The organism is Aliivibrio fischeri, assembly GCA_038993745.2.
GTDB classification, from domain to species: domain Bacteria; phylum Pseudomonadota; class Gammaproteobacteria; order Enterobacterales; family Vibrionaceae; genus Aliivibrio; species Aliivibrio fischeri_B.
The window spans coordinates 2,542,326-2,557,388 of the sequence record CP160629.1; the positions used below are offsets into that span (position 1 = coordinate 2,542,326).

General features: G+C 39.1%; 12 protein-coding genes, 1 tRNA gene and 2 pseudogenes. 10 read left to right on the top strand and 5 right to left on the bottom strand.

Annotated elements, in window-relative coordinates; genetic code table 11:
* Window position 1: 1 nt before the first annotated feature.
* A pseudogene (locus tag AAFX60_012175) lies at window positions 2-1,557 on the bottom strand (AAA family ATPase).
* A 138-nt stretch (window positions 1,558-1,695) separates the two neighbouring features.
* Here AAFX60_012175 and AAFX60_012180 point away from each other — a divergent pair.
* The gene (locus AAFX60_012180; protein ID XDF77401.1) at window positions 1,696-2,919 is read left to right on the top strand and encodes a multifunctional CCA addition/repair protein; all 1,224 of its coding nucleotides are present in this window, start codon (window positions 1,696-1,698) and stop codon (window positions 2,917-2,919) included.
* Between the two features lie 299 nt (window positions 2,920-3,218).
* Here AAFX60_012180 and AAFX60_012185 read toward each other — a convergent pair whose 3' ends face one another.
* From AAFX60_012185 to folB, 3 genes are read right to left on the bottom strand one after another with little or no spacing between them, the layout of a single operon-like run.
* Window positions 3,219-4,022 carry an undecaprenyl-diphosphate phosphatase gene (locus AAFX60_012185; GenBank protein XDF77402.1) on the bottom strand — a complete coding sequence of 268 codons (804 nt, stop codon included), beginning with the start codon at window positions 4,020-4,022 and terminating at the stop codon, window positions 3,219-3,221.
* A 9-nt stretch (window positions 4,023-4,031) separates the two neighbouring features.
* Window positions 4,032-4,520 (bottom strand): 2-amino-4-hydroxy-6-hydroxymethyldihydropteridine diphosphokinase, encoded by a 489-nt coding sequence (gene folK / locus AAFX60_012190; GenBank protein XDF77403.1) that lies wholly within the window; start codon window positions 4,518-4,520, stop codon window positions 4,032-4,034.
* The gene (folB, locus tag AAFX60_012195; GenBank protein XDF77404.1) at window positions 4,517-4,870 is read right to left on the bottom strand and encodes a bifunctional dihydroneopterin aldolase/7,8-dihydroneopterin epimerase; all 354 of its coding nucleotides are present in this window, start codon (window positions 4,868-4,870) and stop codon (window positions 4,517-4,519) included. Before folB ends, folK begins: the two co-directional genes overlap by 4 nt.
* Window positions 4,871-5,015: 145 nt before the next feature.
* Between folB and plsY the strand changes: the two are divergent.
* Window positions 5,016-5,611: pseudogene (gene plsY / locus AAFX60_012200) on the top strand (glycerol-3-phosphate 1-O-acyltransferase PlsY).
* 51 nt (window positions 5,612-5,662) lie between these two features.
* Here plsY and tsaD read toward each other — a convergent pair.
* Window positions 5,663-6,679 carry a tRNA (adenosine(37)-N6)-threonylcarbamoyltransferase complex transferase subunit TsaD gene (gene tsaD / locus AAFX60_012205; GenBank protein XDF77405.1) on the bottom strand — a complete coding sequence of 339 codons (1,017 nt, stop codon included), beginning with the start codon at window positions 6,677-6,679 and terminating at the stop codon, window positions 5,663-5,665.
* A 227-nt stretch (window positions 6,680-6,906) separates the two neighbouring features.
* Here tsaD and rpsU point away from each other — a divergent pair, with 227 nt between their 5' ends.
* From rpsU to AAFX60_012245, 8 genes are all read left to right on the top strand, one after another.
* Window positions 6,907-7,122: a 30S ribosomal protein S21 gene (gene rpsU, locus AAFX60_012210; protein ID XDF77406.1), complete on the top strand. Its 216-nt coding sequence runs from the start codon at window positions 6,907-6,909 to the stop codon at window positions 7,120-7,122.
* A 29-nt stretch (window positions 7,123-7,151) separates the two neighbouring features.
* Window positions 7,152-7,595 carry a GatB/YqeY domain-containing protein gene (locus AAFX60_012215; protein XDF77407.1) on the top strand — a complete coding sequence of 148 codons (444 nt, stop codon included), beginning with the start codon at window positions 7,152-7,154 and terminating at the stop codon, window positions 7,593-7,595.
* A 74-nt stretch (window positions 7,596-7,669) separates the two neighbouring features.
* Window positions 7,670-9,433 (top strand): DNA primase, encoded by a 1,764-nt coding sequence (dnaG, locus tag AAFX60_012220; GenBank protein XDF77408.1) that lies wholly within the window; start codon window positions 7,670-7,672, stop codon window positions 9,431-9,433.
* 51 nt (window positions 9,434-9,484) lie between these two features.
* Complete coding sequence (gene rpoD, locus AAFX60_012225) at window positions 9,485-11,374, top strand: RNA polymerase sigma factor RpoD (GenBank protein ID XDF78944.1); 1,890 nt, start codon at window positions 9,485-9,487, stop codon at window positions 11,372-11,374.
* 153 nt (window positions 11,375-11,527) lie between these two features.
* Window positions 11,528-11,602, top strand: a tRNA-Ile gene (locus tag AAFX60_012230).
* 381 nt (window positions 11,603-11,983) lie between these two features.
* On the top strand, window positions 11,984-12,604 hold the full coding sequence (locus AAFX60_012235; GenBank protein ID XDF77409.1) for an outer membrane beta-barrel protein: 621 nt from the start codon (window positions 11,984-11,986) through the stop codon (window positions 12,602-12,604).
* 145 nt (window positions 12,605-12,749) lie between these two features.
* The gene (locus AAFX60_012240) at window positions 12,750-14,294 is read left to right on the top strand and encodes a long-chain fatty acid--CoA ligase (protein XDF77410.1); all 1,545 of its coding nucleotides are present in this window, start codon (window positions 12,750-12,752) and stop codon (window positions 14,292-14,294) included.
* An 82-nt stretch (window positions 14,295-14,376) separates the two neighbouring features.
* Window positions 14,377-14,778, top strand: a complete 402-nt coding sequence (locus tag AAFX60_012245) for a hypothetical protein (GenBank protein ID XDF77411.1) — start codon at window positions 14,377-14,379, stop codon at window positions 14,776-14,778.
* Window positions 14,779-15,063 lie beyond the last annotated feature (285 nt).

Consider the following 15,063-nt stretch of genomic DNA (forward strand, 5'->3'; position numbering starts at 1 on the left):
ATTAATCTTCTCCTTGTAATAACGGAGCATTTGCATTGGTAACACTATCCAACCACATCAAAGTACTAGAACCAGCAATGCCGTCCTCTTTCAAACCAAAAATTTCCTGAAACTGCTTCACTTGTTGTTCCGTTTTTTCATCGAAGAAATCTGACTCAATCATAGGCTGCTCTAGCGCGGTTGAAAGTAGGTGATTTAATGCAAAAATAGCTTCACCTTCGTCTCCTTTTCGCATCGCACGCTCTGTAATTATTGGCTTTTGCCATAATTGCACGTATGCCCCATTCCAGTGGCGACTAAACCATTGGTGTGATACTTCCACACGCTTAGAAGGAAGCAACAACTCAATACCTTTAGAGCTCACACGATATACAATAGCTAGCAGACCTTCGCCAGAATATTCTTGTAACCAAACAACCGCAGGACGATTCACAGCAAGCAAATCATTTAACGTTCCGTTGTCATCTAAACAATATAATTGCGCACGTTTTGCATTGGTACAGTTAGCTTGGAATGAATTGACAGAGTAGCCCCATACGGAAAGTAACTGTTTAAATGCATCAGATTGATCATGAAACCCCACTAAAGGCGCTTCAACAACTGGTTCTTGTATTGGAAAATGCTTATCTAAATAACTAGGCAGCATAGAATAAATGCCAAAGCACAACAAAGCCGATACACGATAGCGGCTAACGGAATAAAGCGACGCGCTTGAATATTTATAGATGAATGTTCAGTAGTAGAAGCAACCTGCCAGTCAAGAACCAACTCACTTGCTTTTTTAAGCGCCGCTTGATCTATTTTTTGATTGCCATTTTGATAGCTCACCCACAATGCTTTATCACATAATAAGTTAACTAAACGAGGTATCCCATTTGAATACTGAGCAATTTTTTTAATTAATGATGAAGAAAATAACGAAGTATCTCCACCAGCTACGCCTAAACGGTGGACAATATAATGTTCAATCTCTTGTGGCGTTAATGGTAATAAGTGGTATCTCGCAGTAATTCGCTGCGCTAATTGTCGTAAATTTGTTTGCTGCAATTTTTGCTGCAGTTCAGGCTGACCAATTAATAAGACTTTTAATAGCTTATCGCTATCGGTTTCAAAGTTTGTTAATAAGCGCAGCTGCTCAAGAACATCAGGGCCAAGATGCTGAGCTTCATCGATAGCTACAATGGTCTGGTAGCCTTTTTCGTTTTCACTCTGTAAGTAGTGAACAATGTTATCGGTTAGCTGCTTTAATGAAGCAAGAGAAGAATACGCAATTTCAAATTCATCACAAATCGCTTCTAATAACTCTTGAGCACTAAACATAGGGTTTAAAATTAAAGCTAAATTCACCTTTTCATCTAACTGAGAAAATAACGCTCTTGAAACCGTTGTTTTACCTGTCCCTACTTCCCCTGTTAATAATGCAAAACCACCACCTTGCCCTAAACCAGATAATAGGTAATTCAATGCTTCTTTATGACGATCACTTAAATAAAGAAATCGTGCATTTGGTGTCATTGAAAATGGCAGCTCATCAAAGCCAAAAAAATCTTGGTACATAAGGTTAAATCTATCCTAATCGGCTCAACAAAAACAAAGCATGGGAATAAAAAGTCGAAAAACTCTACTTGCACGGTATCATTGGATGTAAGAAAGTAAAGAAAGTTCTCTTTATCTTGGCAGCGATTAGGACAAAACGTGAAAATTTATTTAGTTGGCGGTGCAGTTCGAGATTCACTTCTCAATATTGATGTAAAAGACAAAGACTGGGTTGTTGTTGGTTCGACTCCACAAAAAATGGATTCTCTCGGTTATCAAACCGTTGGACAAGATTTCCCTGTATTTCTACACCCGAAAACTAAAGAAGAATACGCACTCGCCCGAACGGAACGAAAAAGCGGTCAAGGTTATAAAGGATTTACTTGCTATGCAGAGCCAGATGTCACATTAGAAGAAGATTTATTACGCCGAGACCTAACAATTAATGCCATCGCTCAAGCTGATAATGGTGAGCTCATCGACCCTTATAATGGCCAACAAGACATTATAAACCGCACACTTCGCCATGTATCTGATGCATTTACTGAAGATCCCTTGCGAGTTCTGCGTGTCGCTCGTTTTGCTGCTCGTTTTCATCATTTAGGCTTTACGGTTGCCCCTGAAACCATGCATCTAATGAAAGTATTAGTGGATAGTGGTGAACTATCTCATTTAACTGCTGAGCGAGTGTGGCAAGAGTGGCAAAAATCATTATCTAGCCAGCATCCTGAAATCTTTCTTTCTACGCTAAAAGAATGTGGTGCTCTTGCTATTGTGCTACCTGAACTCAATGCTTTATTTGGTGTACCACAACCAGAAAAGTGGCACCCTGAAATTGATACAGGGATCCACACCCTAATGGTTGCTCAGCAAGCTGCTCTATTAAGCCAAGACTTACCGACTCGCTTTGCAGCACAAGTACATGACCTTGGGAAAGGTGTCACGCCAGAATCAGAATGGCCAAGCCATAAACTGCATTGCCATACAGGCATAAAACTGATTAAAAGATTGTGTGATCGTGTTCGTGTACCAAATGACTATCGAGATCTTGCTCTATTAGTATGTGAACATCACTCTAATATCCACAGAGCAGCAGAATTACGAGCACAAACCTTCATTAAAATATTCGATAAAATGGATGTGTGGCGTAAACCAGAACGCTTAGCTCCTATACTACTTTGCTGCCAAGCTGATCATGCAGGAAGATTGGGGTTAGAAACTCAACCTTACCCACAAAAAAAACGTTTTGAAGCGGCATTTGATGCTGCAAAAAATGTGGAAGTGAAAGATGTGGTTGCAGCAGGATTTAAAGGGCCGGAGATCAGAGAAGAGTTAAGCAAAAGACGAATTGAAGCGGTAAAGGATAAGTTGAATATCAAATAAGCTATACGCTACGCTGACTAGAAACTAGAACGCTTCGCTCTAGAGACGATAAAAGCCAAGGTTTCAGGTTTCAGGTTTCAGGTTTCAGGAAAATCAAATCGAATACACCCGAAACCTGCAAGCAAGTATCCTGAAGCCTAGAACATTGTCATTCCAGAAATACTTGCTCTTATCGTTTCTAGTTAGCGAAGCGTATAGTCTCTAGTCTCTAGTCTCTAGTCTCTAGTCTCTAGTCTCTAGTCTCTAGTCTCTAGTCTCTAGTCTCTAGTCTCTAGTCTCTAGTCTCTAGTCTCTAGTCTCTAGTGCAAAGCTAACCATACCAATAGGCTTGAACCTAATAAGATACGGTAGATAACAAACGGCATCATCCCCATACTTGAAATCAGCTTCAAAAAGAAATGAATACAGATATAGGCACTAATAAAAGAGACAATCACACCAGTACTTAATAAGCCTAAGTGAATTGAAATATCACTCATCGCTAATTTAAGACCAAGATAAGATCCAGCGAGTGTAATAATTGGAATGGACATTAGGAAAGAAAAACGTGCCGCTGCCTCACGAGTAAATCCAAGATACAACGCTGCAGTAATTGTGATTCCTGAACGAGAAGTACCAGGGATCATCGCCATTGCCTGAGCTATACCTAAAAATAACGCTTTTTTCCACGTCATTTGGTATTCATCTTTTGCTAACGTTGCATTTTTATCTACCCACCAAAGCAATAAACCAAAAACAATCGTTGTTGCAGCAATAACCCATGCACTACGTAAATATATTTCAATAAAATCTTTAAATAGTAAGCCAAATAAAGCCGCTGGAATCGTAGCTAACACGATTAACCAAGCCAAATTTGATTCCTTGTTATGCTCTTTTTTTACAATAGAACCGACCCAAGCTGTTAATAATGTCACCACTTCTTTTCTAAAGTAGATAACCACCGCAGCTAATGTTCCAACGTGAACGGCGACATCGAAAGCTAAACCTTGATCTGACCAGCCTAAAATTGCAGAGGGTAAAATTAAATGAGCTGAACTTGAGATAGGTAAAAACTCTGTGAATCCTTGCAGAAGAGCAAGAAAGAAAGCTTCAAAGTACGTCATGATATTCCATTAAAACCTTAAGTTAATTAACGCGGGTTTGAGTGATTGATTGTGAGTGAAATGATTCCATATCTCACTAATGGTTGTTTTTGTACCAGGTACAATTAAATCGGGGTTAAGCTCAACAAGAGGCAAAATAGCAAATGCAAACTTAAATAGATCCTCTCTTGGTAATTTAGGATCATTATTTGAGATCACATCACCATACAACAAGATATCCAGATCTAACGTACGATCTTGATTCTTTTGTGCATCAGGTAACCTTCCCCATTTTAGTTCAATCGCACGTAATTGAGCTGCAAGTTCACTTAATGAACACGTAACTTCTAATTCAGCGACTAAATTAAAAAAATTATTACTTGAAAAGCCTACAGGCTCAGCCTCATATACAGTTGATATTTGAGTAATGCTTCCTAACAGCTTTAACTCATCTATCGCAGCCTTTACATGCTTTTCTGGTTCAATATTGGAGCCAATGCCAATATAAGTTGTGATCATTTACTTCCTCGCTCAATCACAACACCGACGCTATGCGCATTTACAACTGCACCAGGTTTAGATAAATGAATTCGAACCCAAGGAACAGAAAAACGAGTCATGATTAGCTCGGCAATTTCTTCAGCTACACGTTCAACTAATAAAAATCGACCATTTTGAATATACTCTGTTACTGCTTCGCTCACTTCTGCATAATTTAAACAATGCTCAACATCGTCGGATTTTGCTGCTGGTTTGTTATCGTGAGCCATATCAATATCTAATACGAGCTTTTGTTTAATTCCCTGTTCCCATTCATAAACACCAATGGTGGTAATTACTTCAAGCTGTTTTATAAATACTAAATCCATCTTTGATCACACTTTTTATTAAGAGGTCGGATACCCATCAAAAGAAAAACAACGTAATATTGATATTACTTTGCTCAATGTGTCGAGCAATATACTATAAAAATGATTTCTGATCGCTCTCGATCGTTTAAATTAAGGCTCATTCATGACCCCTCTTGCACTAATTATGATCATCATCGCCTATCTGCTAGGATCGATCTCTAGTGCGGTTTTAATCTGCCGATTAAAAGGGTTACCTGATCCTCGAACTTCTGGCTCTCATAATCCAGGTGCCACTAATGTATTTAGAATTGGTGGAAGAAGTGCTGCAGGGTTAGTCCTCTTATGCGATATCCTAAAAGGAATGTTACCTGTATGGGGTGGTTATTTTCTTGAAATAAATCCTTTTATGCTTGGTATCATTGCGATCTCTGCTTGCTTAGGTCACATGTACCCGCTCTTTTTCCATTTTAAGGGTGGTAAAGGTGTTGCGACCGCTCTTGGAGCATTAGCCCCGATAGGATTAGATTTAACAGGTATGTTATTTGGTTGCTGGGTCGTCACTGTACTTGTAACTGGATACTCTTCATTAGCTTCAATGATCACCGCTTTACTTGCCCTCTATTTACTTGGCTTGTAAAACCTCAATATACCTTACCTGTTGCTATGCTCTCTTGCTTAATCGTTTTAAAGCATCATGAAAATATAAAACGTTTCTTTGAAGGCAAAGAGACAAAAATATGGCAAAGAAAAAGGGACTAAATAGCCCCTTTATATAGATAACGATCTTTTATGATCCAAACGGATCACTTTTTATTTAATTGGCGCTAACTGATCTATTGGCCAACGAGGTTTAGCTTGAACCGCTAAATCTGTCGTTTCGCCGTTTTTCAAACGTTGCATTCCAGCGTAAGCGATCATGGCACCATTATCGGTACAAAATTCAGTTCGAGGGTAATACACCTCACCACCAATTTTCTTCATCATCACTTCTAGTTCTTGGCGTAAATATTTATTCGCACTTACGCCACCAGCCATCACTAAACGTTTCATGCCTGTTTGCTTTAAAGCTCGGCGACATTTAATCGCTAATGTATCAACTACCGCTTCCTGAAAAGCAAAAGCAATATCAGCTCGTGTTTGTAGATCATCTTCATTGCCACGAATCGTATTTGCAGCAAATGTTTTCAAACCAGAAAAACTAAAATCCAAGCCAGGGCGATCGGTCATAGGGCGTGGGAATTTAAAACGCCCTTTTGTGCCACTCTCTGCTAATTTAGAAAGTAATGGACCACCAGGGTAATCTAATCCCATCAGTTTTGCTGTTTTATCAAATGCTTCACCAGCCGCATCATCCACAGATTCACCAAGGATCTGATATTCACCAATGCCTTTTACTTCAACCATCATGGTGTGACCACCAGAAACAAGTAAAGCAACAAATGGAAATGCTGGTGGCTCATCCTCAAGCATCGGAGCAAGTAAATGCCCTTCCATATGATGAACAGGAATTGCAGGAACATCCCATGCATAAGCAATGCTTCGACCAATAGTTGAACCAACAAGTAAGGCGCCCACTAGACCAGGGCCAGCAGTATACGCAATCCCATCGATATCATCTTTGGTTAAACCAGCATCATTTAGTGCTGCTTTAATCAACGGAATGGTCTTTTTAACATGATCACGAGAAGCCAATTCAGGCACTACACCGCCGTAATCAGCATGCAGTTTTACTTGGCTATACAGCTGATGAGCTAATAACCCTTTTTCATCATCATAAATCGCAACACCCGTTTCATCACACGAGGTTTCAATGCCTAAAATTCGCATATTTTTCTCAGCTACCTGTTAATTTATCGCCATATTACCTACATCCCTGAGCTACCTCAAGCAAGGAGATGCCTTAAGAAGGCAAAATAAACAAAGAAATTACTCAATTCTTAATCAAGAATGCTTTACAAAGAGACTAGATCGGATTAAAATTCGGCACCAATTTGAATAATAGCTGGTTAATTATAACTACCAGCGAATTGACTAACACCTGAGGTGAAAGGCATATGCCAGTAGTTAAAGTACGTGAAAACGAACCGTTCGACGTTGCACTACGTCGTTTCAAGCGCTCTTGCGAAAAAGCAGGTATTCTTTCTGAAGTTCGCCGTCGTGAACATTACGAAAAACCTACTACAGTACGTAAACGCGCTAAAGCAGCAGCTCAAAAGCGTCACGCTAAGAAGCTGTCTCGCGAAAACGCACGTCGCGTTCGCCTGTACTAATAACTTACCTAACTATTTAGGACTAAGTTATGGCTCTAATTGAACAACTCAAAGAAGAGCAAAAGTTAGCGATGAAAGCCAAGGATAAATTACGCCTTGGCACTATTCGTTTAGCTTTATCTGAAATTAAACAGCGTGAAGTTGATGGTCAAACAACTTTGTCTGACGATGAAATCATTGCTGTATTAACTAAGATGGTTAAACAACGTCGCGATTCAGTTTCGCAGTTTACTGCTGCTGGTCGTGATGATCTTGCTGAAAAAGAAAGTGCTGAAATTACAGTACTGGAAGATTTCATGCCACAAGCACTAACCGATGAAGAAGTTGCCGAGTTATTAGACAAAGCAATTGCTGAATCAGGTGCCGCTGGTATGCAGGATATGGGCAAGGTGATGGGCGTGTTAAAACCTCAAATCCAAGGCCGCGCTGACATGGGTAAAGTAAGCCAATTAGTTAAATCTAAACTGGCTTAATAATACTCTATTTATAAAACAAGCCGTGCTATCTTTGATTGCACGGCTTGTTTGTATCTACAGGAAAAGAAAAAATGGCTGGACATATCCCTCGCAGTTTTATTGATGAGCTTTTAAATCGACACGATATTGTCGATATTATTGACGCAAGAGTAAAACTGAAAAAACAAGGGAAAAACTATGGTGCCTGCTGTCCATTCCATAATGAAAAATCCCCTTCTTTCTCTGTAAGCCAAGAAAAACAATTTTATCACTGCTTCGGTTGTGGTGTTCATGGTAACGCCATTGACTTCCTTATGGAGTTTGACCGATTAGAATTCGTCGAAGCTATCGAAGAACTTGCATCTATGCTTGGTCTTGATGTGCCTCGCGAACAACGCAGTGGTTTTAATGCCCCATCATCAGGTCCAACTGCAAATTCAGAACAAAAACGCAGTTTATATGACTTAATGGGCGGCATTAGTCAGTTTTATCGCTCCCAATTAAAATCCGCAGCAAACATTCACGCAATCAACTATCTTAAAGATAGAGGTCTCTCTGGTGAGATTGTCCAAAAATTTGGTATTGGTTATATTGCTGATGAATGGGAGTTAGTTAAAAATAACTTTGGCCGCGATAAAGCATCACAAGATGCCCTTGTTAGCGGCGGGATGTTAATTGAAAGCGATAATGGGCGCCGTTACGATCGTTTCCGTGGCCGAGTCATGTTCCCGATCAGAGATCGTCGTGGTCGCGTTATTGGCTTCGGTGGACGCGTAATTGGTGAAGGTACTCCCAAATATTTAAATTCACCTGAAACGCCTATTTTCCATAAAGGCAAAGAGCTTTATGGTTTATATGAAGCATTACAAGCCTACAAAGACTTACCACAAGCCTTAGTTGTTGAAGGTTATATGGATGTAGTTGCCTTGGCTCAATATGGTGTCGACTATGCCGTTGCCTCTCTAGGAACAGCAACAACAGGCGATCATATGCAGCTTCTTTTCCGCCAAACCAGTACTGTTGTTTGTTGTTATGACGGTGACCGAGCTGGACGCGAAGCGGCATGGCGAGCGATGGAGCAAGCGCTTCCCTATTTAAATGATGGGCGCCAACTTAAATTTATGTTCTTACCTGATGGTGAAGATCCAGATACTTACATCCGTCAATATGGAAAAGAAGCATTCGAACAAGAAGTCGCTAACGCTGAATCACTAATCAACTTCATGTTTAGAACATTGGTTGACCAAATCGATACCAGTACACGTGAAGGGAAAGCAAAATTAACAACGCTTGCAGTGCCACTAATAGATAAAGTACCGGGTGGCACATTACGCCTTTATTTACGTGAGCAACTTGGCAAAACGCTTGGAATTCTCGATGAAAGTCAATTACAGCAACTAATATCTAAACAAGGTGCTGTAGAGCCCAAACGTATCGCACAACCAGAAATAAAACGCACGGCTATGCGAGAAGTAATAACTTTATTATTACAAAACCCTGAACTTGCTCAATTAGTACCAGATTTAGAAAGTGTTAAAGAAATTCCACTTCCTGGATTAAGTTTATTTCTTCAGCTACTTGAAAGTTGTCGACATAATCCCCATATCACCACAGGCCTGTTATTAGAACATTGGCGCGGTGATAAAAATGAAAAACTATTATCACGCTTGGCAGCATGGGAACTTCCTATAGACCAAGACAATATACAAGATGTATTTATGGATTCACTGGACAGTGTTTTAGCCCAGTGCATCAATCAACAAATTGAAAGTTTGCAGACGAAAGAAAGAACACTTGGCTTATCAGTCGAAGAAAAAAGGGAGCTGCTAGCCTTAATGCTAGAATTAAAAGCGTAGAACCCCAATTGTCGTCATCAATGAAAAAATTTGTTATTATTAGTGGTTTGCATATCGCATACTAATTCCGTCACACAGACCAGAAGTAGGATACCGTCTATGGATCAAAATCCGCAGTCACAGCTAAAATTACTTGTAATCAAAGGCAAGGAACAAGGCTACCTGACCTACGCAGAAGTTAACGATCACCTACCAGAAGAGATTGTCGATTCTGAGCAGGTTGAAGATATTATCCAAATGATCAATGACATGGGTATCAAAGTGGTAGAAACCGCTCCTGATGCTGATGACATGTCATTAAATGATGATGATGCCGTAACTGATGAAGATGCAGCAGAAGCCGCTGCAGCAGCACTATCAAGTGTAGAAAGTGAAATTGGCCGTACAACTGACCCAGTACGTATGTACATGCGTGAAATGGGCACAGTTGAACTTCTTACTCGTGAAGGCGAAATTGACATCGCTAAACGTATTGAAGAAGGTATCAACGAAGTTCAGTGTTCTGTTGCTGAATTCCCTGGCGCTATTTCATACTTACTAGAACAGTTTGACAAAGTACAAACTGAAGAAATTCGTTTAACTGACATTATTTCAGGATTTGTTGATCCAAATGATGACGGTTCGTCTGCACCAACAGCAACTCATATCGGTTCTGAATTAAGCGAATCTGAGCTTGATGATGAAGATGATGAAGATGCAGAAGGTGAAACGGAAGAAGAAGAAGATGCAGGTATCGACCCTGAACTTGCTCTAGAGAAATTCACAGAGCTTCGAACTTCTTACCACAACATGCAATTAGCATTTGAAGAATTTGGTCGCGATGATGCAAAATCACGCGAAGCGATTGGTGAATTAACGGATATTTTCCGTGAGTTTAAACTGATCCCTAAACAATTCGACTACCTAGTAAAAGAAATGCGTGATGGTATGGATCGTGTTCGTACACAAGAGCGCCTAATTATGCGTATGTGTGTTGAATACGGCAAAATGCCTAAGAAATCATTCATTGCACTGTTCACAGGTAATGAATCTTCTGATGAGTGGTTCAATGAAATTATGGCTTCAGATAAGCCATATGTTGAACGTCTACAACGTTACGAAGAAGATATTCGTCGCTCTATTGCAAAACTAGATAGCATCGAAAAAGAAACAGGTTTACCTGTAGAGAATATTAAAGACATCAGTCGTCGTATGTCTATCGGTGAAGCAAAAGCTCGCCGTGCGAAAAAAGAGATGGTTGAAGCAAACTTACGTCTTGTAATCTCTATTGCTAAAAAATACACAAACCGTGGTCTTCAATTCCTAGATCTTATCCAAGAAGGTAACATTGGTCTAATGAAGGCAGTAGATAAGTTTGAATACCGCCGTGGTTACAAATTCTCTACTTACGCTACATGGTGGATCCGTCAAGCTATCACTCGTTCGATTGCTGACCAAGCACGTACGATCCGTATTCCAGTACACATGATCGAAACGATCAACAAACTGAATCGTATCTCGCGTCAAATGCTACAAGAAATGGGCCGTGAACCACTACCTGAAGAGCTTGCTGAACGCATGCAAATGCCAGAAGACAAGATCCGTAAGGTTCTGAAGATCGCTAAAGAGCCTATCTCAATGGAAACACCAATCGGTGATGATGAAGATTCGCACCTAGGTGATTTCATCGAGGATAACACCCTTGAACTACCAGTGGACTCAGCTACATCAACTAGCTTGAAGTTCGCTACAAATGACGTTCTTGCAGGTTTGACTCCTCGTGAAGCAAAAGTGCTTCGTATGCGTTTTGGTATCGACATGAATACTGACCATACTCTAGAAGAAGTGGGTAAACAATTTGACGTAACACGTGAGCGTATTCGTCAAATCGAAGCAAAAGCGCTTCGTAAACTGCGTCACCCAAGTCGTTCTGAAGTATTACGTAGCTTCTTAGACGAATAATTAAACACGATTATTTGTTAATAGAATCAAAAAGGTGGGCTTAGGCTCACCTTTTTTCGATCTGAACGCATATTTTCAATCAACTGATTAAAAAGCAGACGCCTTATGTCTAGACACTGTTTTCATCTTCCCCTATAATCGACCACCTACAAAGGCCCCTTAGCTCAGTGGTTAGAGCGCACGACTCATAATCGTTCGGTCCCCAGTTCAAATCTGGGAGGGCCACCAAATTAAAAAAGGCTGATGAGTATTTTTACTTATCAGCCTTTTTACTTTTTATTTTATCTTCTTTTTTTTGACGATGAATAGGTAGCCCATCAAAAGTAAAAATATTGATAGTTCTATCGCCGCTCTCATTAAACCTGAAGTACATACTGCGACAATAATTAATATAGTAACAATCGCCAATAATCCTTTTTATTCATATACTCCATCCTAGAAATAACCAAAAGACTATTATTCAAGATCCTTTCAATAATGAAAAATAGCTAATCGCACTATCAAAGAACCAATTGCACTATCAATAGATCACAAAAAAGCATTAATAATTTGGATATCAAATAAAGCTACCTATACTGATTGATAATTACTTTGATTATGGAGCAATCAATGAAACGGATATTTCTCCCCCTCCTTATCTCAACCCTCTCTTTCCATACGTTTGCCAACGATAGTACGGATGTATCTCAACCTAAAATAAGCGGTTTTTATGCTGGGGTAGGTTTTGGATCATTTGGTTACTCTGAAGAAGATTCTTGGGGGTATAGCAATAACCCCATTTCAGCTGAAGCCGATGGCAACTCAACAAAAGTCTATTTAGGATATCAATTTAATAAGATTGTCGGTATTGAAGGAACCTATACAAACTATGGAGAAACGAAGGCAAAAGTAGGTAACTATTCAATGAAGCCAAGCTCTATTTCTTTAGCTGCAAACTTAGGGTATACCTTTAAAAACGGCATCAGACCCTTTGGACTCGTTGGTATGTCGAATTTAGATTTAAATCAAAGTGAAGAGTTACTCACTGATGATAACGGAGCCGCTTTTAAGTTTGGGTTTGGTGTTGAATACACCCCAAAAGCATTAGGTGGCGTTCAATTCAGAGCGGCTTATGAGATGGACATGTATGCCGTTGAGTACCTTGATTATCAAAGTGGTTCAGGATTAACAACAGAAACGAATTTATATGCCTTAGACTCTTTATATCTTGGTGCTTCTTATAAGTTCTAATCATTAAATAGAGCATTGGTACCTCATATCTTTGCTCTTATTCTTAATATAATCAATAAAATGTTTTTTTCCTCTCTGCTTTTATTTCTTTCTTGATATACACTTCCTTATATTCAATATTAACTAATAACAATAAAGGTTATCTATGTACAATTTAGCCAATAATCTTGAGCGTAATGCAACTTTTCGTCCAAACAACATCGCTTTGATCTTTCAAGAGCAGAAGATTACTTACCAAGAATTAAATCAAAAAGTAAATGCTATTGCAGATCACTTACATCAATTAAATATAAAACCAAATGAAAAAATCGCTCTGTCTTGCCCTAACACCCCTGAATTCGTTATTGCTTATTATGCTATTCAAAAAATAGGTGCGGTTGTTGTTCCTTTAAATGTCATGTTAAAAGGCGAGGAAGTTGCTTATCACTTAAAAGACTCAGATGCAGTCGCTCTAATTTCATATCAAGGTTCTGATGCGATGCCTATCGGTCAATTTGGCTACGAAGGCTACACTAAAGCTGATTTTTGTGAGCATTTTATTCTTATCGAAACCGCTCCTGTATCTAAAAAGCCAGCCGAAGCACACTCTTTTAATCAGTGGTTAGAAACGGGCAGAAAAACCTTCGAAACCGTTTATCGCTCAGCAGAAGATAGCTGCGTAATCCTGTACACATCAGGCACAACAGGTGCAGCAAAAGGAGCAGAGCTTAGCCAAAGTAATATGCTATGTAATGCACAAGCTTGCCAAGCACTAACCAATCAAAAAGGCACTGATGTCAGCATCGCTATACTTCCTCTGTTCCACACCTTTGGTCAATCCCTAATAATGAACACCTCTATCCTTGCAGGTAGTGCTTTAGTTCTGATTTCTCGCTTTGTACCAAAAACAGTAGTTCAACAAATACATGAACATAAGGTAACGCACTTAGCTGGTGTTCCAACTATGTTTATTGGTCTATTAGCGTACGCTGAAAAACACCCTGGCGCTTACCTTAAAGAAATAGCACAAACATTAAAAGTTGCTATCTCTGGTGGTGCTTCTATGCCTGTTGAGGTATTGAAACAATTTGAAGAGAAGCTACAAGTTCCTGTTATTGAAGGCTATGGCTTATCTGAATCATCTCCTGTTGCCGCATTTAACCACTTAGAATTTGAACGTAAACCAGGCAGTATTGGTCAACCGTTACCTGGCGTAACCATGAAAGTGGTAGATAAAAATGGACACGAAGTTCCGACAGGTCAAGAAGGTGAACTCGTCATTCGTGGTCATAACGTAATGAAAGGATATTATAAAAAACCACAAGAGACGGCAAAAACGATAATCAATGGTTGGCTTCATACTGGCGACATTGTTCGCTTTGATGATGAAGGGTATATCTATGTTGTTGACCGTTTAAAAGAGTTAATCATTAGTGGTGGTTACAATATTTATCCACGAGAAGTAGAAGAGGTATATATGAGTCACCCTTCTGTGCATCTTGTCGCGGTCATTGGCGTTGAACATCCTCGTTTTGGTGAAGAAGTGAAAGCTTTTGTCATTCTAAAAGAGGGTCACTCTATTTCAGAAAAAGAATTAATCAAATGGAGTCGTCAACATTTAGCGGATTATAAATGCCCTAAACATCTTGATATTGTTGAAGCTTTACCTATGACAGCGACAGGTAAAATTCTAAAAAGAATGCTGAAATAACCGCTACGACTTAGCAAGTATATTCCCATAATAAAAATAAGGTATATACTTGCTACATTCATTTCATTACTGGGCAAATATTATGTCAAAGAAAACAGATAATGGTATTTGGTTTGCTTATATTGCAAGCCTACTAACTCCAATCACTCTTATGGTTTCAGGAATTATTGCAATTATTTATGCGGGCTACCAAATGAATAAAGGCACTAATGATGAAGTCATCGATAGTCATTACTACGCGATCATTAAAAGCTTTTTCCTTTTTCTTACATTTTTCGTTGTTTTAGCAGTAACGGCTGCAACAATGAGTGGTATGGCTGCGGGTCTCGATTACTGGGTAGATAGCTCTATCCTTGATAAAGTTTATGCTGCTATTCCAGTTGTTGGTGCAGTAATCTCAGTTCTTGCTATTGGTACTTGGTTCGTTAAATTAGCGAAAGGTATGCAAAAACTTAAAGCATATCAACCAATTGAAAATCAATAATATAAAGGCACTCAATGTGCCTTTTTTATTTCGAGTTATAAAATAAATATTTGACGAAGATCATACTAACTAGAAAGTGATCTTCACGGATTTTACTGTTAGAATTTGCGTCAAAATAGATAGAAACTTACGAAAAAGACATGTTCGAAATTATGTCGAGTAATGTAAATTTGTTTTTAATATTGTGATTAAAGTACAAATTGTTTACCTGAATCAATAATCCATTACTCTTTTCGAGCTAAAATACAGGTAATTACTGAATTTCAATGCTTAGCTATCGTGTTA